General features: G+C 73.4%; 12 protein-coding genes. 9 read left to right on the top strand and 3 right to left on the bottom strand.

What is annotated here, in order from left to right; genetic code table 11:
- Positions 1-145: 145 nt before the first annotated feature.
- The 3 genes from prfB to ACIRPU_RS36850 all read right to left on the bottom strand — a co-directional run bounded on the left by prfB (position 146) and on the right by ACIRPU_RS36850 (position 4622).
- Entirely contained in the window at positions 146-1252 is a 1107-nt protein-coding gene (gene prfB, locus ACIRPU_RS36840; protein WP_355701679.1) for a peptide chain release factor 2, read from the bottom strand.
- A 244-nt stretch (positions 1253-1496) separates the two neighbouring features.
- Positions 1497-2744, bottom strand: coding sequence for a serine/threonine-protein kinase (locus ACIRPU_RS36845; RefSeq protein ID WP_403875228.1), 1248 nt, complete (start codon positions 2742-2744; stop codon positions 1497-1499).
- Between the two features lie 174 nt (positions 2745-2918).
- Positions 2919-4622 (bottom strand): protein kinase, encoded by a 1704-nt coding sequence (locus tag ACIRPU_RS36850; RefSeq protein WP_403875230.1) that lies wholly within the window; start codon positions 4620-4622, stop codon positions 2919-2921.
- A 336-nt stretch (positions 4623-4958) separates the two neighbouring features.
- Here ACIRPU_RS36850 and ACIRPU_RS36855 point away from each other — a divergent pair, with 336 nt between their 5' ends.
- The 9 genes from ACIRPU_RS36855 (at position 4959) to ACIRPU_RS36895 (ending at position 22641) form a co-directional block, all read left to right on the top strand.
- Complete coding sequence (locus ACIRPU_RS36855; protein WP_403875282.1) at positions 4959-8633, top strand: FHA domain-containing protein; 3675 nt, start codon at positions 4959-4961, stop codon at positions 8631-8633.
- Between the two features lie 286 nt (positions 8634-8919).
- Positions 8920-10302 (top strand): ABC transporter substrate-binding protein, encoded by a 1383-nt coding sequence (locus ACIRPU_RS36860; protein WP_403875232.1) that lies wholly within the window; start codon positions 8920-8922, stop codon positions 10300-10302.
- Positions 10303-10372: 70 nt separating this feature from the next.
- Positions 10373-11653 (top strand): carbohydrate ABC transporter permease, encoded by a 1281-nt coding sequence (locus ACIRPU_RS36865; RefSeq protein WP_403875234.1) that lies wholly within the window; start codon positions 10373-10375, stop codon positions 11651-11653.
- On the top strand, positions 11650-12501 hold the full coding sequence (locus ACIRPU_RS36870) for a carbohydrate ABC transporter permease (protein WP_355701685.1): 852 nt from the start codon (positions 11650-11652) through the stop codon (positions 12499-12501). The genes ACIRPU_RS36865 and ACIRPU_RS36870 overlap by 4 nt, the downstream gene beginning before the upstream one ends.
- Positions 12502-12664: 163 nt before the next feature.
- On the top strand, positions 12665-14941 hold the full coding sequence (locus ACIRPU_RS36875; protein WP_403875236.1) for a CDP-glycerol glycerophosphotransferase family protein: 2277 nt from the start codon (positions 12665-12667) through the stop codon (positions 14939-14941).
- Positions 14942-15140: 199 nt separating this feature from the next.
- Complete coding sequence (locus ACIRPU_RS36880) at positions 15141-17345, top strand: CDP-glycerol glycerophosphotransferase family protein (protein WP_403875238.1); 2205 nt, start codon at positions 15141-15143, stop codon at positions 17343-17345.
- A gap of 8 nt (positions 17346-17353) precedes the next feature.
- The gene (locus ACIRPU_RS36885) at positions 17354-19573 is read left to right on the top strand and encodes a CDP-glycerol glycerophosphotransferase family protein (RefSeq protein WP_403875240.1); all 2220 of its coding nucleotides are present in this window, start codon (positions 17354-17356) and stop codon (positions 19571-19573) included.
- Positions 19574-19599: 26 nt separating this feature from the next.
- Positions 19600-20859, top strand: coding sequence for a hypothetical protein (locus tag ACIRPU_RS36890; RefSeq protein ID WP_403875284.1), 1260 nt, complete (start codon positions 19600-19602; stop codon positions 20857-20859).
- Between the two features lie 222 nt (positions 20860-21081).
- A complete protein-coding gene (locus ACIRPU_RS36895) occupies positions 21082-22641 on the top strand; it encodes a hypothetical protein (RefSeq protein ID WP_403875242.1) in 1560 nt (519 codons plus the stop codon).
- The last annotated feature ends 37 nt before the right edge of the window (positions 22642-22678 follow it).

The following is a 22678-nucleotide window of genomic DNA, read 5'->3' on the forward strand; positions in this document are numbered from 1 at the left end:
TGCACCTTCCCCACTTTTCAAAGCATCGTCAAGGTCGTTGCGTACGCAATGTCCAAGTCGGGGCGCTTTGCGCGAAGTTAGTGCTGTGAATGTGACGTAAAAAGCAACCGCCCCTGTTTCAGGGGCGGTTGCCTTGTCGACAAAGTTACTTCTCTTGCTGCTTGCGCCAGCGAATCCCGGCTTCCAGGAATCCCTCGATCTCACCGTTGAACACGGCCTCGGGATTACCGACCTCGAACTCGGTGCGCAGGTCCTTGACCATCTGGTACGGGTGCAGGACGTACGAACGCATCTGGTTGCCCCAGGAGTTGCCGCCGTCGCCCTTGAGCGCGTCCATCTTGGCCTGCTCCTCCTGCCGGCGCCGGTCGAGCAGCTTGGCCTGGAGGACGTTCATCGCGGACGCCTTGTTCTGGATCTGCGACCGCTCGTTCTGGCAGGAGACGACGATGCCGGTGGGGAGGTGGGTGAGGCGCACCGCGGAGTCCGTGGTGTTCACGCCCTGGCCGCCGGGACCGGAGGACCGGTAGACGTCCACCCGCAGCTCGGACTCGTCGATCTCGATGTGGTCGGTGGTCTCCACCACGGGGAGGATCTCGACACCCGCGAAGGAGGTCTGCCGACGCCCCTGGTTGTCGAAGGGGGAGATCCGCACGAGCCGGTGCGTGCCCTGCTCCACGGAGAGGGTGCCGTAGGCGTACGGGACCTGCACGGCGAAGGTGGTCGACTTGATGCCGGCCTCTTCGGCGTACGACGTCTCGTAGATCTCGGTCTTGTAGCCCTTCTGCTCCGCCCACCGCAGGTACATCCGCTGGAGCTTCTCCGCGAAGTCGGCGGCGTCGACGCCACCGGCCTCGGCGCGGATGTTCACGAGCGCCTCGCGGGAGTCGTACTCACCGCTGAGGAGCGTACGGACCTCCATCTCGTCCAGCGCCTTCTTGACGGAGGTGAGCTCGGACTCGGCCTCGGCGAGGGTGTCCGGGTCGTCCTCCTCCTGGGCCATCTCGAACAGCACGGAGAGATCGTCGATCCGGCTGCGCAGCGCGTCGGCCTTCCTGACCTCGGCCTGGAGGTGGGACAGCTTGCTGGTGATCTTCTGCGCCTCGTCCGGGTTGTCCCACAGGGACGGCGCGGCCGCCTGCTCCTCGAGCACGGCGATATCTGCCCTCAGCTTGTCGAGGTCCAGAACGGCCTCGATCGACTCCATGGTCGAGGAGAGGGACTTGAGCTCTTCGGATACATCGACGACTGCCACGCCTCCAGCCTAACGGACCCGGCATCCGAGCCCGCCCGGCCTCGACTGCCGAGCCCGACTGCCCCGCCCCGGTCAGGGCATCCCGGCCCATCCGACCTCGACTCCCGGCGTCGACTGCCGAGCCCGGTCAGCACATCCAGCCCGTCCGGCGATTGAGGACGAGGCCCGTTCAGGGCCGAAGCGGGGGTCCGGGGGCGGCAGCCCCCGGGGTCAGGGAGACACCGGGGCCAGGGAGACGCCGGGGTCAGGGAGACGCCGGCGCCGAGTTCTCCGTGTCCTGCGGAGTCGCCCCCGCGTCGTCGCCCGAGGTGGCCGCCCACGTGCCGAACCCCGCCGCGGCGACCAGGGCCACCGCCGCCACGCCCAGCGTGATCCGCCGCCGTCGCGTGGCGGAACGGTTCCGTGCCGAGCCGGGCCGCGGCGCGCCGGCCGCCCTCGGCACCCGTGCCGTGCCGTGCGCCCCGCCCGCCAGCTCGTCCGGCGCGGGCACCCGCATCGACGTATGGGTGTCCCGGTTGGAGTCCGGCTTCGCGCCGGGCACCAGCGGGACCGACCCGCGCCGCGCCTTCCCGGAGGGAGCCGCGGAAGAGGACGCGGAGGGCACGGTGTCGTCCGGCTCGCCCTCCTCCTGCTCCGGGTCCGGCTCGTCGACGTCCAGCGGCGGCATCCCGGCCAGCGACGGCAGCTGCTCCCGCAGCCGTGCCGCCAGCTCGGACGCCCGCAGCCGGGACGCCGGCGCCTTCGCCAGGCACTGCACGATGAGCTGCCACAGCTCGTCCGTGATGCCGGGCAGCGGGGCGACGGACTCGGTGACGTGCCGGCGCAGCACCGCACCCGGGTGGCCGCCGCCGAACGGCGTGAAGCCCGCGAGGAGCTCGTACAGCACGGTCGCCAGGGCGTAGATGTCCACCGAAGCGCGCGGCGGCAGGCCTTCCACGATCTCCGGCGCCAGGTAGTCCGGGGTGCCGATGATCTTCGTGGCGCGGGTCCGTTTGGGGGTGTCGATGAGTTTCGCGACGCCGAAGTCGGTCAGCAGCGCGCGGTGCGAGCCGCCGGGGCCGAGCGGGCCCTGCATGTCCAACAGGATGTTCTCGGGCTTCACGTCGCGGTGCACGATCCCGGCCGCGTGCGCGGCGGCCAGTCCCTCGGCGATGTCGGCGACGATCGCCACGGCGGCCTCGGGCGCGAGCCGCCGGTCCCGTTCGAGGCGGGTGCGCAGGTCCGTGCCGCGGACGAGGTCCATGACCAGGGCCAGGTCGTTGCCGTCGACCACCAGGTCCCGTACGGACACCACGTGCGGGTGCTCCAGGCCGAGCAGTGCCGTGCGCTCCTGCACGAAGCGGCCCACGAGCTCCTCGTCGGAGGCGAGGTCCTCGCGCAGCAGCTTGACGGCGACGGGGCCGTCCGGTCCCTCGCCCAGCCACACCGTGCCGGCGCTGCCCCGTCCCAGGATCTGGTGGGCGGTGTACCGGCTGCCGATCTTCCGTGCCAAGGCTGCTCCTACAGACGCGTGTTGCCCATCAAAGTACGCGTCCGAGGAGCCAACCTTCACCGCGGAGACGGAAATCACCCGCCGGATGTCGACAAGTACACAAACTCGCGGTCAGGACCGGAAGCCCGTGCGGTCGCCGACGGCTCGGTCGCCGGTGGCTCAGTTGCCGACGGCTCAGTTGCCCGTGCCGGTCGAGCCGCTGCCGCCCGAGTCGGCCAGGTCGCCGATCCAGCCGGTGACGTCGTTGAACCAGCCGCTGATCAGCTGCCAGTAGTTCTTGCCGGTGCCGATCCAGCCCTGGAGCGGGCTCAGCTCCCAGATCAGCCAGCCGGCCACGAACAGGATGACGATCGTGAACAGGCAGCCCTTCAGGCAGCCCAGCCCGGGGATCTTCATCGGGTTGGAGCTGCGCTGCCTCGGCTCCCGCGGCTGCCGGGGCTCCGGCTCGGGCCGCTGCCTCGGCTGCTGCTGGGGCGGCGGCGCGTACCGCTGGGGCTGCTGCTGGGCCTGCTGGTGCTGCGGCGGCGCGTACTGCTGCTGCGGCTGCCCCTGGTAGCCGTAGCCGGGCTGCTGCTGCTGCGGACGCTGCTGAGGCCGCTGTTGCTGCTGATTCTGCTGCGGATACGGCTGCTGCGGCTGCTGGCGGGAGACCTGCCGCTGGGGGCGGCGGCGCAGCGGGTCCTCGCCGGGGTCGAGGTACTGCTGGACCTGCGTGGGCTCGTTGCGGTCGCGGGCGGCCCGCATCTGGGACTGCCAGGGATGCGGCTCCTGGCCCTGCTGGCCCTGCTGTCCCTGCTGGTGCGGCGGCACCGGCGGCAGGACGGCCGTCGGATCGGCGGCGCCCGCGGGACCGCTCGTGTGCGGCAGCACGGCGGTGGCGTCGGCGGCGCCCGCGGGACCGGAGGTGTGCGGCAGGACGCTGGTCGCGGCGTTCGGGTCGTAGGCGCCGCCCGGCACGGCCGCGGGCGTCGGGTCGGGCGCGAGCAGGTGGGCGACGCCGTCGGCGGCGGCGATCTGCATCGAGTTCGCGTGCACCCCGATGCCCTCGGCGACGATGCGCAGCCCGCGCGCGAGGTTCTCGGCGCTCGGCCGGTCGTCGGGGTTCTTGCGCAGGCAGCGCTCGATGACCGTCCAGAGCGGGTCGGGGACCGTGGACGGGCGGCGCGGCTCGGCGTTCAGGTGCTGGTGGAGAACCTCGAGGGCGGAGCCGCCGGAGAACGGCGGACGCCCGGTGACCAGCTCGTACAGCAGGATGCCGGCGCCGTAGATGTCCACGGCCGAGGTCTGCGGACGGCCCTCGGCGGACTCCGGGGCGACGTACGCGGGCGTGCCGACGAACTCGCTGGTCCGGGTCAGGCCCGGGGAGTCGGCGAGGCGCGCGATGCCGAAGTCGGTGAGCAGCGGGTGCATCTGGCCGCCGTTCTGCATCAGCAGGACGTTGGCCGGCTTCAGGTCGCGGTGCACGACGCCGTCGGCGTGGCTGGCGGCGAGCGCGTCGGCGACCTGGGCGGTGAGCAGGGCGGCGGCGACGGGCGTGAAGGGGCCGTTCTCGCGCAGGTAGCGGTGCAGGTCGGGGCCCTCGACGAGGTCCATGACCAGCGCCAGCAGATCACCCTCGACGACCAGGTCGCGGACCCGGACGATGTTCGGGTGGGTCAGGCGCAGCAGCACGGACCGCTCGCGCAGGAAGCGCATCACGACGTCGGGGTCGTTCGCGAGCTCCTCCTTGAGGACCTTGATCGCGACGGTCTCCCCGGGCTGGCCGGCCACGGCCGCCTCGGCGCCCGCGGTCTCGCGCTGGCGGGCTCGCCAGACGGTGCCCGTGGCGCCGCGTCCGAGCGGCTCCTCGAGCAGGTACTTGCTGCCGACTGGCCGCACGTCACGCGCTCCCTGCTGCTTGCTTGCCTGTCCTGTCCGTGTTCCGACCCACTGTAGTGCCGAGGTGCGGACACCGGGCTGTCGTCTTCGTCCGAAGGAAAGACGCTCGGCCCGGTCTTTCTGGTTGCCGGGGCCGGACGTGACCGATCTCAACTGATCGTCGGTGACGCACTTGTCCGGCACTTTTGCGGGCAGAGCCGACCAATCAAGATCACTTGTCCCCGGGTGTGGGGCGCGTTGTCAGTGACAGGTGCGAGGATGCCTTCAGTACTGGCCGCTGTGCTCGTGTGGGGTGGGGGGAAGTCCGCGCCCGTGCAGAAGGGACCGCTGACGGCGATGCAGATCCGGCTGACCGTCGTAGACCCGACGGGCCCGCCCTTCCCCGCGCCGGGCTCCGCTCGCGCGGGAGGACCTCAGGCGCGGGCCCGCTCCGCGAGCTGCGACGTGCTGGTCACGGCGCCCGCCGGCACGGCCCTGGCCGCGGTGGCGTCCGCGCTGGCCGCGGCGGTCTCCGGGGAAGGCGCCCCGTCGGCCTCCTCCGCGGCCGCGGTCGTGCTCTACGCGGGCGTGGAGCGGCTCGACACCCAGCGCTGCACGCTCGGCGAACCGCCGCTGATCGACGGCGCCGTGCTGTCCCTGGGCGCACCGGCCGACCCCGAGCCCCATCCCGAGGTCGACGAAGCCCCCGCCCGGTTGCACGTGGTGGCCGGGCCCGACGCGGGCGGGGTCCATCTGCTGCACGGCGGCCAGGTCCGCGTGGGCCGCTCCGCCGACGCCGACGTGCCGCTCGACGACCCGGACGTCTCCCGCCTGCACTGCGCGGTGACGCTGTCCCCCGAGGGCCGGGTGACCGTCGCCGACCTCGGCTCCACCAACGGCACCACCCTGGACGGCTCTCCGGTACAGGCCCGTCCCGTCCGCCTCGTCCCCGGCGCCCTGCTGCGGGTCGGCGAGTCGGCTCTGCGCCTGGCCCCGCCCGGCGGCCCGGGTCCACGGGCGGCGACCACTCCGGACGGCGAGGGGCACGTCCGGGTGCCCTGCGCGGGCACGGACCCCGCGGCGGGCGGCGGCGCGGCCGGCGACCGTCCCGGCGGCCCGGTCGCGGGCGCGGCACCCGCGCGTGCGGGCGGCGACGCGGGCGGCCGGGAAGGCCCCGCGGGCCCGACCGGCCACGCCTACGGCACGGTGGACTGGAACGGCGCGTCGGAGGGCCGGAGCGGTCGGACGCGCGGCACGGAGGATCACTCGGCGCCTCCGGTGGTGCCCGGCCAGGGCACGGCGCCGCGCATCGAGAGCCGGCGCGTCGGCGAGGCCCGCCCCGCGGACCCGGAGCGCCGGACCCCGCCCGGAACGGTTGCCTCCGGTGAGGTGTCCGGAGCGGGTGAGGGCTCCACGACCACCCACGCGGGCCACTCGGGCCTCGGCTCGTTCACGGGGGCGTACGACGACGTCCGTGGACCGCACGGCACACCCGGGGACACGGGCGCATCGCACCGCCCCGCCGCCTCCGCCCCCCACTCCGCCACCCCGTCCGGCCCCGCGTCCGGCCGTGCGTCCACGCCCCCGGCCGCGTCCCCCTACGACGAGGCCCCCGAAGCCGATCCGCGCGCGGCGGCCCGCCGTAAAGGCACCCCACTGCGCGGCACCGACGTGCCCCCGGGCGTCCGCAGACGCGGAGGTCTCTCCGCGTGGGCGCGCCGGCTGGCCGGCGGTCGCGGGGACGGGCAGGACACGGACGTCCCCGGGACCCTCGACGAGGAGACGGCCGGAGCGCGGACGTACCCGTCGGCCGCCGTGCCGCCCGCGCCCGAGACCTGGCCGGACCCGGCGGCGCTGCTCCTGACGGCGCTGGGCCCCGGCCCCCGGCTGTGGGAGCGCGGCCCGGGCCACCCGGAGGCGCTCACCGTGCGGCTCGGCACCGCCGACCGGCCCGCCCCCGACGGCTCGGGTCTGCTGCCCGCCGTACCGGTGACGACGGGGCTGCGCGAGGTCGGCGCGCTCGGTCTGGCCGGGCCCCGCCCGCGGCTGTCCGGGCTGGCGCGCGCGGTGCTGGCCCAGCTCGCCGCGCTGCACTCGCCCGACACCCTGGAAATCGTCCTGATCAGCACGGACCGCGCGCGTTCCGAGGAGGAGCGCGTCGCCGAGTGGTCCTGGCTGGGCTGGCTGCCGCAACTGCGTCCGGGCCACGGCCAGGACTGCCGTCTCCTGCTCGCCTACGACCGCGACCAGGCCACGGCCCGCGCCGACGAGCTGCTGCGCCGACTGGAGGACCACCTGGCCGACAGCGCGGGCGGCCCGACCAGTGCGAGCGGTGCGGGAACGGTCCAGGTGCCCGCGCCCCGCAGCGCCGCCCGCCGTCCCTCCTGGGCCGTGCCGGACGAGACGGGCGACGGCGGTTTCCCCGGCCCGTACACGGTGGTCGTCGTGGACGGCGATCCCGGCGGCGCCGACCTGCGCGAGGCGGTGGCCCGGCTGGCGGTGGCCGGACCGCGCGCCGGGATACACCTCGTCTGTCTGGCCGAGACGCCCGCCGCCTCCCCCTCCTCTCCGGTGACCGAGACATACGAGGCGGCCTGCGTGGCGGCGCCCACCTTCCGCGCGTGCGGAGCCGTCGCGCTGCTCAGCGGGGACGTGGCGACGGCGCTGCGGCTGCTGCGGGTCGCGCCGGCCGGGGCGGAGACGGAGCGGCCCGGCCCGGTGGGGCCCGGCACGGTCGGCGCGGTGGACGCGGTCTCCCTCGCCTGGGCCGAACGCTTCGCACGGGCCCTCGCGCCGCTGCGCCCGGACGGCGCGGGCGGCGGCGGTGAGCGGCACACGCGGGTCTCGGCGCCGCTGCCCCAGTCGGCCCGTCTGCTGGACAAGCTCGGGCTCGCCCGGGCCACGCCCGCCTCACTGATGGCCCGCTGGGCGGACGCGGCGGACGACGCCGAGGCGCTCGGCGGACGGGCGTGGGCCGTGCTCGGCGCGGGGCCGCGCGGCCCGGTCGGCGTGGACCTGGTCGCCGAGGGCCCGCACCTGCTGATCGAGGGCCCGACCGGCAGCGGGCGTACGGAGCTGCTGCGGGCGGTCGTCGCCTCGCTGGCCGCCGCCGAGCGGCCGGACCGGCTGGGCATCATCCTGCTGGACGGCCGCGACACCGTCGGCAAGAGCGGCGGGCACGGCGACGGCCTGCGGATCTGTACGGACGTACCGCATGTCACCACCCACCTCACCGCCAACGACCCGGTCCGCATGCGGGAGTTCGCGCAGTCGCTGAGCGCCGAGCTGAAGCGGCGGTCCGAACTGCTGGGCCGTTCCGGCTTCGCCGAGTGGCACACCCAGCGCGCGGTGTCCGGCCGTATCGTCCCGCAACGCACCCCGAACACCCCGCCCCCCGGAGCCGGGCTCGGCGGCGGTTCCACCGGTGGCGCCGCCGACATCGAGGCCCCGCCCAGCACCACCCTGCGGCTGCGCCCGGGAGCGGCCGCCCGGCAGCGGGCCGAGACGGTGTCGCCGCTGCCCCGTCTGGTGGTGGTCGTCGACGACCTGGACGCTCTCGTCTCCCCCGCCCTCGGCTCCCCGGGCCGGCCGGCCGCCGGCTCGGTCATGCGCGCGCTGGAGGCGGTGGCCCGCGAGGGCGAGCGGCTCGGCGTGCACCTGGTGGTCGCGGCGGGCCCCGGGGGTCGTACGGCGGAGTCGGAACCGGCCCGGCTGTCCACCGTCCGGATCAGTCTGGACCCGCCGGGTTCCGGCACGGACGAACCGGCGCCGGGCCGCGGTCGCCTCAAGGGCGCGGACGGCCGTCTCACCCCCTTCCAGGGCGGTCGCGTCACGGGCCGCATCCCCCGTACGGCGACCCTGCGGCCCACGGTGGTCCCCCTGGAGTGGCATCGCATGGGCGACCCCCCGGCCCGCCGTCCGGTACGGGAACTGGGCAACGGCCCGACGGACCTGGCCCTGCTGGCCAGCGCCCTGGAGCGGGCCGCGCGGCAGCTCAGCCCGTCCGGGGGCGCGCCCGCCGGGGGAGCCTGAGCCGAGGCCCTTCGGGGCCGAGGCCGGCGGTCCTTCGGGGCCCAGGCCGGCCCGAGCGAGTCCGGAGCGGGCGGCCGGGGGCGGTGGTCCCCGGCCGCCGCCCGCGTCGGGCGTCGCGCACCGGTCCCGCGTCGGGAATCACGTACGTCGCGATCACGACGCGGTCACGATCCCCCGCTTGACAGCACAGGCGCTCTTGCCGAGCCCAGGCACCCGGCGTAGACCAGTGCTCACGGGACAGCGCTCGAACGTTCACCAGTCGACGAGGACGAAGAACGGGGCAGTGATGCGCAGCACGAGCAACACCATGCGGACACACAGGGCCGTGAAGGCGGCCGCCACGCTCGTCGCGGGAGCCCTCGCGCTCTCGCTCACGGCGTGCGGCAGCGACGACGACAAGAGCGGCGGAAGCGCCAGCAGCACCGGAAGCAAGGAATCCGGCGGCACCCTCACCCTCCCCAAGCTCGACGGCACCACTCTCGAAGTGGCCGCCGTATGGACCGGCACCGAACAGGCGAACTTCAAGAAGGTCCTCGCCGAGTTCGAGAAGCGCACCGGCGCGAAGATCACCTTCGTGCCCGCGCAGGACCCGATCATCAACTTCCTGGGCTCGAAGATCGCGGGCGGCTCACCGCCGGACGTGGCGATGCTGCCGCAGCCCGGCGCCATCAAGCAGGCCGCCGACAAGGGCTGGGCCACACCGCTGGGCGCCGAGGCCCAGGCGGAGCTGACGAAGAACTACTCGCAGGGCTGGCAGGACATCGGGAAGGTGGGCGACAAGCAGTACGGCGTCTACTACAAGGCCGCCAACAAGTCGCTGATCTGGTACAACGCCAAGGTCTTCGAGAACGCGGGCGCCACCGACCCCGCGACGTGGAAGGACCTGCTGACCACCGCGCAGACGGTGTACGACTCCGGCGTCACCCCGTTCTCGATCGGCGGCGCCGACGGCTGGACCCTCACCGACTGGTTCGAGAACGTCTACCTCTCCCAGGCCGGCCCGGAGAAGTACGACCAGCTCGCCCAGCACAAGATGAAGTGGACGGACCCCTCCGTGAAGGAGGCCCTGACCACCCTGGCCCAGGTCTGGGGCAAGAAGGACTGGGTGGCGGGCGGCGCGAGCGGCGCGCTCCAGACCGAGTTCCCCGCCTCGGTGACGCAGACCTTCACCGGCGGCGAGCAGCCGAAGGCGGCCATGGTCTACGAGGGCGACTTCGTGCAGGTCAACATCGCCGACACCAAGTCGAAGGTCGGCACGGACGCCAAGGTGTTCCCGTTCCCGAAGGTCGGCGACACCGCGCCGGTGGTCTCCGGCGGTGACGCGGCCGTCATCCTGAAGGACTCCAAGGGCGCGCAGGCGCTGGCGATCTTCCTGGCCTCGCCGGACGCGGCGGAGATCCAGGCGAAGCTCGGCGGCTATCTCTCGCCGAACAAGAACGTCGACGTCTCCGTGTACCCGAACGAGGTCCAGCAGACGATCGCCAAGGCGCTGGTCGCGGCCGGCGACGACTTCCGCTTCGACATGTCCGACCAGGCTCCCCAGGCCTTCGGCGGCACCCCCGGCAAGGGCGAGTGGAAGGACCTGCAGGACTTCCTGAAGAACCCGACGGACGTGGCCGGCACCCAGGCGAAACTGGAGTCGGACGCGGCAGCGGCGTACGGGAACTGACGCGGCGATGGCGACGCCCGCGGCGGCGGGGGCTCCCGGGGCCCCCGCACCTCCTCGCTCGCGCAAGAGTGTGACCGGCACCCGAAGGACCGTGGCCGCGCTGTTCCTGCTGCCCGCCCTGGTGCTGCTGGGCGCACTCGTGGTCTACCCGATCGGGTACTCGGTCGTGCGCAGTTTCTACGACCAGTCCGGCGACGGCTTCGCCGGCGTCGACAACTACAAGGCCCTCTTCACGGACGACGGCATCCGTACCGCCCTGAAGAACAACGTGATCTGGGTGGTGTTCGCGCCGACGATCGCTACCGCGCTCGGTCTGATCTTCGCGGTGCTGACCGAACGGATCCGCTGGGGCACCGCGTTCAAGCTGGTCGTCTTCATGCCGATGGCGATCTCGATGCTCGCCGCCGGCATCATCTTCCGGCTGGTCTACGACCAGGACCCGGACAAGGGCGTCGCCAACGCGGTGTGGGTGGGCGTCCACGACACGTTCGCCGAGTCGTCGGCGTTCCCGAAGGCCCACCCGGGCCGTGACTCGCCGCTGCGACCGGAGAACGGCGGCTTCATCACCGGCGCCCCGGTCCGCGCCGGCGTCCCGGTCGCCCTTCCGCTGGTCGGCGTCGCCCCCGACCAGATGCCCGGCAGCGCGGAGAAGGCGGTGGCCGCGCGACCCGAACAGGGGAAGGTCACGGGGACCGCCTGGCAGGACTTCACCCGCGGCAAGGGCGTCGGCACGCTCGGCGCGCCCGATCCGTCCGAGCTGGGCTACGCCGGAATGAGGATCGAGGCGGTGAAGGACGGCAAGGTGGTGGCCTCGACGAAGGCGGCCGCCGACGGCACCTTCACGCTCGCGGCCGAGGCGGACGGCGCCCTGCTCCGGCTGCCCGCGAGCAACTTCAAGGAGGCGTACAACGGTCTGGACTGGCTCGGCCCGTCGCTGGTCACACCGGCGATCATCGGCTCGTACATCTGGATGTGGGCGGGCTTCGCGATGGTGCTGATCGCGGCCGGCCTCGCGGGGATTCCGCGGGAACTGCTCGAAGCGGCCCGGGTGGACGGCGCCAACGAGTGGCAGGTGTTCCGCAGAGTCACCGTCCCGCTCCTGGCGCCGGTCCTCGCGGTGGTCGCCGTCACCCTGATGATCAACGTGCTGAAGGTCTTCGACCTGGTCTTCATCATCGCCCCCGGCTCCTCGCAGGACGACGCGAACGTGCTCGCCCTGGAGCTGTACCGCAAGGGCTTCTCCGAGGACCAGCCCGGCATCGCCAGCGCCATCGCGGTGTTCCTGCTGCTGCTGGTGATCCCGGTGATGTGGTTCAACGTGCGTCGACTCAGGCGGGAGGTGCGGCGATGACCAAGCGGCTCGAATGGGTCATGGAGAAACTCAACGGCGGCCTGGTCCGCGCCTTCCTGATCGTCGTCGGCCTGTTCTGGCTGGTGCCGACCATCGGTCTGCTCATCTCCTCGCTCCGCGCCCCCGAGGACATGAGCGCCAGCGGCTGGTGGAACGTGTTCAGCGAGCCCTCCCAACTCACCTTCGACAGCTACCGGAAGCTACTGGAGAACGGCGACATCACCAGCTCCCTCGTCAACACCGTGCTGATCACGGTGCCGGCGACGGTCCTGGTCGTCGTCATCGGCTCGCTCGCGGGCTACGCGTTCGCGTGGATGGAGTTCCCGGGCCGGGACTGGTGGTTCCTGGGCGTCGTGGGGCTGTTGGTCGTGCCGGTGCAGGTGGCGCTCATCCCGATCGCCGAACTGTTCGGCAAGATCGGCCTGTTCGGGAACATCATGGGCGTGATCCTGTTCCACGTCGGGTTCGGGCTGCCCTTCGCGGTGTTCCTGCTGCGGAACTTCTTCGCGGAGATCCCCCGCGAGCTGCTGGAGGCGGCCCGCCTGGACGGAGCGGGTGAACTGCGCCTGTTCGCACGGGTCGTGATGCCCCTGGGCGGCCCCGCCATCGCGTCCCTGGGCATCTTCCAGTTCCTGTGGGTGTGGAACGACATGCTCGTCGCGCTGGTGTTCACCAACGCCGACAGCCAGCCGATCACGGTCGCGCTCCAAACGCAGGTACGGCAGTTCGGCAACAACATCGACGTGCTCGCGCCCGGCGCGTTCATCTCGATGGTGATCCCGCTGGCCGTGTTCTTCGCGTTCCAGCGGCAGTTCGTGTCCGGCGTGATGGCAGGCGCGGTCAAGTAGCCGGTCGGAGGCCGGTGGACCAGGGGCGGGCCGGGTCACCGGCCCGCCCCTTCCCGTTCACCCGCAATCCCCCGTATGCCGTACGAACCCGTAACCAATTCACTCCATCGGCCGTTCCCGGGCAAGGCCCTGTCTTCCGCCCGCGCCGACCCATGGATGTCCCTTGCCCAGGTTCAGTGTCATCGTCCCCGCGTACAAGGTTCAGGCGTACCTGCACGAGTGCCTCGAATCGGTGCTGTCCCAGTCGTTCGCCGATCTCGAACTCATCGTCGTCGACGACCGTTCGCCGGACGCCTGTGGCGAGATCATCGACGAGTTCGCGGGCCGCGACGCGCGGGTGCGCGCCGTGCACCTCCCGGAGAACGTAGGCCTGGGGCGGGCCCGCAACGCGGGTCTGGAGCGGGCGACGGGCGACTACCTGCTGTTCCTGGACTCCGACGACACCCTCACCCCGGACGCGCTGCGCGCCATCGCCGACCGGGTGAGGGAGACGGGCGAGCCGGACGTCCTGGTCTACGACTACGCGAGCACCTACTGGTCGGGCGAGACCGTACGCAACCAGTTCGCGGAGCAACTCACCGAGGAGGGCCCTGCGCCCTTCCGGCTCCAGGACCGTCCGGGGCTGCTCAGGGTGCTGATGGTGGCCTGGAACAAGGCCTACCGGCGGGAGTTCGTCGAGGGCGTGGGCCTGACGTTCCCGCCCGGCTACTACGAGGACACCCCGTGGACGTACCCGGCGCTGATGGCGGCGGAGTCCCTCGCGACGCTGGACCGGGTCTGTGTGCACTACCGGCAGCGCCGCCGGGGCAACATCCTGTCCACCGTCAGCCGGGGCCACTTCGACGTCTTCGAGCAGTACGACCGGGTCTTCGCGTTCGTCGAGCAGCGACCCGAACTCGCCGACTGGCGGCCGGTGTTGTTCCGCCGCATGGTCGACCACCTCACGACGGTCTTCACCAAGCGCGACCGGCTCCCGCGCGGTTCGCGCGCCGAGTTCCTGCGCAGGGCCCGCGCCCACTACCGCCGTTACCGCACCCCGGGCGTCCCGGTCCCGCTGCGCTCCCGGCTGCGCCACACGCTGGTCCACTTCGGCGTGCACCGCACCTACCGGCTGCTCCAGGCGTCCATGACCGTGCGCCGGCGCACGCACAAGGCGGCCTCGAAACTCGCCCGCGCGCTGCGGGCGGCCGTCCTCCAGGCCCACTACCGCGTCCAGTTGCGGCTGCCGCTGCGCGCCGACCGGGCCGTGTTCGCCGCGTACTGGGGCCGCGGGCACAGCTGCAACCCGGGCGCGCTGGAGGCCGCGTTCCGTACGTTCGCGCCGCAGGTGCGCACGGCGTGGATCGCCCGCCCCGAGCACCGGTCGGCCGTCCCGCCGGGCCCCCGCCACGTGCGCCCCGGTACGGCCGCCTACTGGACGGCGCTGGCCCGCTCCAAGTACCTGGTGAACAACGTCAACTTCGACCGGCGGCTGGTCAAGCGACCCGGTCAGGTCTTCGTGCAGACCCAGCACGGCACGCCTCTCAAGCACATGGGCCTCGACCTCCAGGAGCGCCCGGCGGCCGCCCGCGACATGGACTTCGCCGAACTGCTGAGGGGCGTCGACACCTGGGACTACGTCCTGTCGGCCAACCGCCACACCACCCTCACCTGGGAGCGCGTCTACCCCGGGCGCTACGAGACCCTCGAGTACGGCTACCCCCGCAACGACGTCTTCCAGCGGGCGACGTCGGCGGACGTGGCCCGGCTGCGCGAGTCCCTCGGCATCCCCCGCGACACGGTCGCCCTGCTCTACGCGCCCACGCACCGCGACTACCGCCGCGTCCAGCGCTCCCACGTCGACCTGGAGAGGGTCCTGCGCCGCCTGGGGCCCCGCTTCGTGATCCTGGCCCGCGCCCACTACTGGCAGGAGGCGCCGATCGGCCGGCCGGTGCCCGGCGTCATCGACGTCACCGACCATCCGAGCGTGGAGTCCCTCTGCCTGGCCTCGGACGCCCTGGTCACCGACTACTCGTCCCTGATGTTCGACTACGCCGGCCTGGACCGCCCGATCGTGATCCACGCCGACGACTGGGAAGCCTACGAGGCGGCCCGCGGCACCTACTTCGACCTGCGCGCCTGCCCGCCGGGCGCGGTCGCGCGCAGCGAGGACGAACTGATCGACATCTTCACGACCGGCCACTGGCGCGGCTCCCGCTCGGCCCAGCTGCGGGCCGCGTTCCGCGAGCGGTTCTGCCCGCACGACGACGGCCGCGCCGCCGAGCGCGTCGTACGGCGGGTCGTGCTGGGCGAGACGCTGCTGCCTCCGGTGGTGCCGCTCGCCGAGCGCCGTCCGGTGCCGTCGGCCGCCGCCTCGGCGGCGATGCCCGCGGGGCGCCCGGCGCTCGACCATGTGCCGCCACCCGCCGGCCCGGCCCTCCCCGTCACCGACCGACGCTGAACCCCGTTCGCCCTTCCGGGAGTTGCCATGCCCTTCGGCTCGTCGCGGCCCACGCCGACCCGGCCGTCCACCTGGCGGCCGGCCGGGCGGCCCGGCCGTACCGCCTGAAGAACACCGCCCCGGACGAACCCCCCGCAGACCGACCGCCGCAGACCGACCGCCGCGGACCAACCGCCCGGACCGACAGAGAAAGAGCAGAATGCCCCGCTTCAGCATCATCGTCCCGTCCCATGGGGTCGCGGGCCGGTTGTCCCTGGCGCTGGACTCCGTCCTTGCCCAGTCCTTCGGCGACTTCGAGCTGATCCCGGTCAGCGACGCGCCCGGCGCCCCGGCCGCGGTCCTCGCCGCCGAACACGCGCGGCGGGACTCCCGGGTGGCCCCGGTGCACTCGCCGCCGTCCGCCGGGCTGAGCGGGGCGCGCAACACCGGGATCCGGGCGGCGACCGGCGCGTATCTGCTGTTCCTCGACGGTGACGACGTCCTCGCCCCGGGCGCCCTCGCGGCGCTCGACGCCCGGCTGACCGAGACCGGCGACGTCGACGTCCTGTACACCGAGCACGAGCGCACCCCCTGGTGGGACGGCGAGCCGACCAACCCGGCCGCCCCGCTGCTGGCGAGGACGCCGAAGGGCGCCTTCTCCCCCGCCGAGGCCCCGCACGTCACCGGTGTGCGGCTGCCCGCCTGGGGCACGGCCTACCGGCGCTCCTTCGTCGCCGAGCACCGGCTCGTCTTCCCCGACGGGCACTTCACGGACGTCGGCTTCGGCGGTCTGGTCACCGTGCACGCCCAGCGGATCGCGGTGCTGCGCGCGGTCGTCGTACGGCATCTGCTGCGGCGACAGGGCAACCGGCTGAACCTGCCGGGCGCACACCACCCGGAGCTCCTGGACCGGACCGACGCGGTGCTGACCCGGGCGGCCGAAGCAGGGCTGTCCGGGGACCGGTCGGCTGCGCTCTTCGAGCAGCTCTTCGCGGCCGTCCTGAAGACGGCCGCGCATCCGGCCCGGCTGACCGGGCGCCGCAGGCGGGCCTTCTTCCGCCGCGCGGGCCGGCTGTACCGGCGCCACCGCCCGGCCGGATACCGCGGGCCGGGCGGCAGCCTGGGGGTGCAGCACCGGCTGCTGGCGGCCGGTGCCTACACGGCGTTCCGCGCGCTGCGCGGCGCCAACCGGAAGGCCGCGGGCGCCGTCGAGCGCCTCCCGCGCCCCCAGGGGCTGCGCACCCGCCTGCTCTACCGGCGTGAGCTGCGTCGCCCCATCGACCCCGACCTGGCGGTGTACTGCGCCTACTGGGGGCGCGGCTACGCGTGCAGCCCGGCCGCGATCCACGCCAAGGCCGCCGAACTCGCCCCGCACATCCGTTCGATGTTCCTCGTCGAGGCCGACCAGACGCACGCGATGCCGGAGGGCGTGGACCACGCCGTGATCGGCAGCCGCCGCTACTGGCAGGTCCTGGCCCGCGCCAAGTACCTGGTCAACAACGCCAACTTCGCGGAGGGCGTCGTCAAACGCGAGGGCAGTGTGCATGTGCAGACCCAGCACGGCACCCCGCTCAAGAAGATGGGCGTCGACCAGTCGACGTACCCGGTCGTCGCCGCCGCGACCGGCTCCTTCACCAAGCTGCTGGGCCGCGTGGACCGCTGGGACTACAACCTCTCCTCCAACACCCACTCCACCCAGATGTGGGAGCGCGCCTTCCCCGGCTCGTACGAGCAACTGGAGTACGGCTATCCGCGCAACGACGTCTTCTACACGGCGACCGCGGCCGACGTGGCCCGGGTCCGGCGGGAGCTGGGCGTGCCGGAGGGCAGCACGGCCGTCCTGTACGCGCCCACCCACCGCGACTACCACACCGGTTTCGAGCCGGGCCTGGACCTGGAGGCCTTCTGCGAGGCGGCCGGCGAGGACGTCGTCGTGCTGCTGCGGGCGCACTACTTCTACGACGGGGGCGGCCGGCGCGGCACCGGCCGGATCATCGACGTCACCGGGCACCGCTCCTCCGAGGAGGTCTGCCTGGCCGCCGACGCGCTGGTCACCGACTACTCGTCGATCATGTTCGACTACGCCAACCTGGACCGCCCGATCGTCGTGTACGCCGACGACTGGGACGTCTACCGGGAGACCCGGGGCGTCTACTTCGACCTGATGGCGGACCCGCCGGGACCGGTCGCCCGCACGCCGCAGGAGCTGGCGCGGGTGTTCCGCGACGGCTCGTACGCGGACGCCGGATCCGCTGCCCGCCGGGCCGGATTCCGGTCCCGTTTCTGCCAGTTCGACGACGGCCGGGCCGCCGAGCGCGTGGTGCGCCGGGTGCTGCTCGGCGAGCCCCCCGAGGCGATCCAGCCCGTGCGGCCGCTCGCCGAGCGCGTCCCGGCCCCCGCCGCCTCCCCCCTCGTAAGGAGCTGACCTCCGCAGTGCCCCGCTTCAGCATCATCGTCCCCTGTTTCAAGGTGCAGGGCTTCCTGCGCGAGTGTCTCGACTCGGTCCTGGAGCAGTCGTACCGGGACATCGAGGTGATCGCCGTCGACGACCGCTCGCCCGACGGCTGCGGCGCGATCCTCGACGAGTACGCGGACCGCGACGACCGCGTCCGGGTCCTGCACCTGCCGGAGAACGTCGGCCTCGGCCGCGCCCGCAACGCCGGTATGCCGCTCGCGGGCGGCGACTACCTGTTCTTCCTCGACAGCGACGACACCCTCACCCCGGGCGCGCTGCGCGCGATGGCCGACCGGCTCGACGAGGCCGGCGACCCCGACGTGCTGGTCTTCGACTACGCGCGCACCCACTGGTGGGGCGGCACCCGCAGGAACGCCCTCGCCCACGTCCTCGCGGAGGCCGGCGACGGCGCCTTCACGGCCGCCGAACGCCCGGAGATCCTCGACCTGTTGATGGTCGTGTGGAACAAGGTCTACCGGCGGGAGTTCGTCGGGACGAACGACTTCTCCTTCCCACCCGGCTACTACGAGGACACCCCCTGGACGTTCCCGGTCATGCTCAGCGCGGAGCGGATCGCCGCACTGGACCGGATCTGCCTGAACTACCGCCAGCGGCGGCAGGGCAACATCCTGTCCACCACCAGCCGTAAGCACTTCGACGTCCACGACCAGTACGAGCGGGTCTTCGCCTTCGTCGACTCCCGCCCCGGACTGGCGAGTTGGCGACCTTACCTGCACCGCAAGATGGGCGAGCACTGTCTCGACATCCTCGCCAAGCCGGACCGGCTGCCGCCGTCGGACAAGGGCGAGTTCTTCCGCCGTACGGCCGAGCTGTTCGCCCGCCACAAGCCGGCCGGTGAGCCGGTGCCCGCCGAACTCCGGGTCCTGGAGGGCGGTTACGCGGCCTACCGGATCAAACGGAAGGCCGGGCAGGCGGGCCGGGAGCTCGTCCGGCGCGGCGGGCAGGCGGGCCGGGCGGCGGGCGGGCGGCTGCGCCGGGGTCCGGGCGCCGTGCGCGGACGCCGCCCGCTGGATCCGCACCTCGTCCTGTACTCGGCGTTCTCGCACCGGGGCGTGCTCGGCGATCCGGGAGCCGTGTACGAGAAGGCGCGGGAGATCGCACCCCAGCTGCGCGGGGTGTGGGTGGTGCGCGACGAGGAGTGCGCCGAGCGGCTCCCGGCGGGCGTGGAGCACGTACTGCTCGACTCCCCCGCCTACCGCCGGGTCGCCGCGCGGGCCGCCTTCTTCGTCAACAACGTCAACTGGCCCGGCTCCCTGGCCAAACGGCCCGGCAGCGTCCACATCCACACCCACCAGGGCACCCCGCTGAAGTACATGGCGGCCGACCTGCTCCAGCGGCCCGGCGCCCGGCACGGCGTGGACGTGCCGCAGATGCTGCGCCGCGCCGACCGCTGGGACTACAGCCTGGTCGCCAACCAGCACTCCGAACTGGTGTGGGAACGGGCGTACCCCTGCCACTTCACGTCGGTGCGGACCGGCAGCCCACGCAACGACGTGCTGGTGAACGCCGGTGCCGAGGCGGGTCTCGCGGTCCGCGCGCGGCTCGGGATCCCGGCCGGCCACACGGTCGTGCTGTACGCGCCGACCCGCCGCGAGTACGTGCGCGGCGGGCACGTCGAACGGCTCGACCTGGCCCGGTTCGCCGCCGACCTCGGCGCGGGGCACACCCTCGTCGTACGGCTGCACCCGTCGCTGGCGACCGGTCCGGCGCGCGGGATGGGCCTGGCCGACCTGCACCGGCGCAAAGTGCTGGTGGACGCGACGGACGAGCCGCGCGTCGAGGACGTCATGCTCGCCTCCGACGTCCTGGTCACCGACTACTCGGCCCTGATGTTCGACTACGCCAACCTGGACCGGCCGATCGTCGTCCACGCCGACGACTGGCCCGCGTACACGGCCAGCCGGGGCGCCTACTTCGACGTCACCGCCGACGCGCCCGGCCATGTCTCGCGCACCCACCGGGAACTGGCGTGGCTGCTGACCTCCGGCAGCTGGCGCGACGAGGAGTCGGCGCGGCTGCGGGCGGGCTTCCGGGAGCGGTACTGCGCCTACGACGACGGGCGGGCCGCCGAGCGCGTCGTCCGGCGGCTGCTGCTGGGCGAGGAGTTCCCCGAGAGGGCCGCCCTCGCGAAGGTGCCCGGCCCGGCCGGGGCCCGCGATCTGCTCGCGTCGACGTGAGGACTGCCCCGCGACCGCGCACCCGGGTGCTGGTCCTGGTCGCCGTGTTCGCGCTGCTCCAGCTCGCGAACGTGACCGGCCGGGACACCCCGGACAGCAAGAACTACCTGTCGTACGCGCTGAGCCTGCGCGGGGAGGACAAGCGCGAGGCGGCGGCCGTGACCATCGCCTACGCCTGCGAGGGTGAGGCCTCGAACGCGGCCCGCCGGCAGAGCGTGGACGTGCTCCGCTTCGACGCCCCCGACCCCGGCCGCCGGGTCGCCGCCGAGTGCCGGAAGCGGGAGTGGCGCGAGGTCGACGCGCGGCTGAGGGCGGGGCAGACCGGCGGGCACACCGTGCCGTTCATGCCGGAGCGCTTCATGCGGATCTTCGAGGCGCGCCCCGGCTACCCGGTGTTCCTGCTGCCGTTCATCACGCTGTTCGGCGTGACCTGGGGCGTGTGGCTGGCGGGTGTCGCCGTGGCGGCGGCGGGCGGTGTGCTGGTGTTCCTGATCCTGCGCACGCAGCGCGCGCCGGCCTCTGTCTGTCTGACCGGGCAGGCCCTGTACTACGTGCTGCCGTGCGGTACGACCGCCATGCGCCCGATGACCGAGGGTCTGCTGCTGGCGCTGACGCTGGCGGCGGTGTGGGGGTGCGCGCTGGCCCTGGACGGTGCGGTGCGGGCGGGGGCGTGGCTGGTCGGCGGTTCGCTGGCCGCCCTGTTCACCGTCAAGCACTCGCAGGCGCTGTTCCTCGGGCTGTGTCTGGCGGGGGCGGGCGCGCTGATCGCCGTCCGGCGTGCGCGGCGCGGCCGGCCGCCGGGGCCCGGGGTGGTCATGGTGGCCGTCGCGGGTGGTTTCGGGGTGCTGGGGACGCTGGTACTGGCGAGGCTGCTGCACTATCCGTCCGAGTCGGAGAGCCTCCAGGATCTGCTGACCCGCCACTTCGACCGGCCCGACCGCACGCGCGTGTGGCCGGAGTTCCTGAGCCTCCAGGGAAACTTCTGGGTGGAGTGGCTGCGCCGGCAGCTGTGGGAACCGCTGTTCGTGGCCGCGCTGGCGGCCGGGGCCCGGGGTGTGGCGCGGGGGCCGCGGCGGGCGTTCGGCGTCTTCGTGCTCGGCGCCGCCTGCACCGGGGTCCTCACCCAGGCCGGACACCCGGACATCACCATCTGGGGCGACCGGCTGATCGTGCTGGCGTGGCTGCTGCCGGCGCTCGGGGTGCCGCTGCTGCTCGAGCCCGTGCTGCGGGGGCGGGTGGCCCTGCCGGCCCAGGAAGGGTCCGATCGGGCTCACTCCTTGAGGTGACTTTCGGCAAGGCCGTTGACCGGACGGGAAGATACGGCCAATGCCCCTCTTTGCCCAGCTCGGACCCCGGTGCGGTGCGCTGTCGCGTTCCCGGCCCGGTTCCCCGTTCGACTCCCTCCCCGGCGCGGCCCGGTCCGGTACGGCCGGATGCGGCCCGGTCCGGCCCGGCACCGTCCGGTCCGGTGCGGTCCGGTCCGGTGCGGTCCGGTCCGGTGCGGTCCGTTGAGCGCCGGTGTCCTGACCCGGCGGCCCACGCTCGGTGCGACGGCGCTGCGCGGCGGGCGGGGGTGGCGGCCGACCCCGTACCAGGCCCTCGGCTTCCTGTTCTGGCTGGTGATGTCGCTGGCGTACTGGCGGGTCCCGCAGTGCTGCGACGCCGGCCAGCACGCGGCGGTCGTCGAACGCCTGAAGGACCGCCTGCTCGATCCGCGGCACCCGATGGGCGATCTGCCGGGTGCGGGCAGCCCGTACTTCTCGCCGTACACGGTGGCGGAGGGCGCGTTCGCCCGGGTGACCGGGCTGACGGGCTGGGCGGTGCTGCGGGTCGCCGGCCCGGTGAACCTGCTGGTGCTGCTCAGCGGCATCGGCCGCTTCACGCGCGTGCTGACGCCGAGGCCGTGGGCGCCGGTGCTCGCACTGGCGGCGATGACGCTGCTGTGGGGCACCGAGCGGGCCTGGTGGAGCGGCTACCTGGGCCTGATGTCGATGACCGGCAACCTCGGCTACCCGTCCACCTTCGCCATCGGGCTAACCTTCTGGGCGTGGGCCCTGGCGGGCACTCGCGCGCGGGACCAGCGCCGGGTGCGGTACGTGGGTCCGAGCGGGCTGCGCGGCTACACCGGGTACGTGGCGCTGGGCGTGCTGTACGGGGTGATCCTGCTGGTGCATCCGATCACGGCGGTCGCGGCGGGGGCCGGGGGCGTGGCCTTCGTCGTGGGATGGCAGCGGGGGTGGCGGGCCGCGGTGGCCGCCCGGTGGGCGGTGGTGGCGGCGGTGGCGCTGCTCGTGGCCGCCCTCTGGCCGTACTTCGACGTGTTCGAGCTGGCCGGGGACGGCAGCGTGGACGCGATGCACCGGCGGCTGTACGACGGGCTGGTGGGCCACTTCTGGCTGGCGCTGGTGGGACTGCCCGCGCTGTGGGCGCGGGGCCGCCGCTCGGCGCGCGACCCGCTGGTGCTGATGTTCGCCCTGGAGTGCCTGGTGGTGGCGTACGGCTTCGTCAGCGGCCACTACACCTACGGGCGGATCCTGGGGCTCACCCTGGTGCCGCTCCAGTTCGCGCTGGCCGTGGAACTGACGGCGCCCCGACCCTGGCGGGCGGGGCGGCGGGTGCTGGGCGCGGTCGCGGCGGGTGCCGCCTGCCTCGGCTTCCTCACCGTGCAGGCGGGGGCGGTCGTGCCGCGCGCGCTGGACCCGGTCGGCTTCGAAGCGCCGCCGCGCTGGCCCTCGTACGACTGGGCCGCACGGCACATCGGACCCGGCGAGGTGGTGGTCACCGACGGGTACTACGCGGTGCACGCCATCGCCGGGTACGGGCCGAACCTGGCCGCGCCGGCCTGGCCGGACGCGGCCCTGGACGAACGGGAGCGGCTACGGCGGCTCGACGACGTGCGGGCCTACCTCTCCCGCGGGTCGACCCGCGCCGAGCGGGTGGGGATCGCCCACCGCTACCGCATCCGCTGGCTGCTCCTGACGCGCTGGCACCCGGTGCCCGAGGAGGCCGTGGTGGTGGCGTGGAGCCGGCGGACGGGGGAGGTGCTGGCGCGGGTCGGAAACCACTGAACAACCACTGAGGAACCGTTGAGGAACCGCTGAACCG

The sequence above is a fragment of the Streptomyces sp. NPDC102259 genome (assembly GCF_044766465.1).
GTDB lineage: Bacteria > Actinomycetota > Actinomycetes > Streptomycetales > Streptomycetaceae > Streptomyces.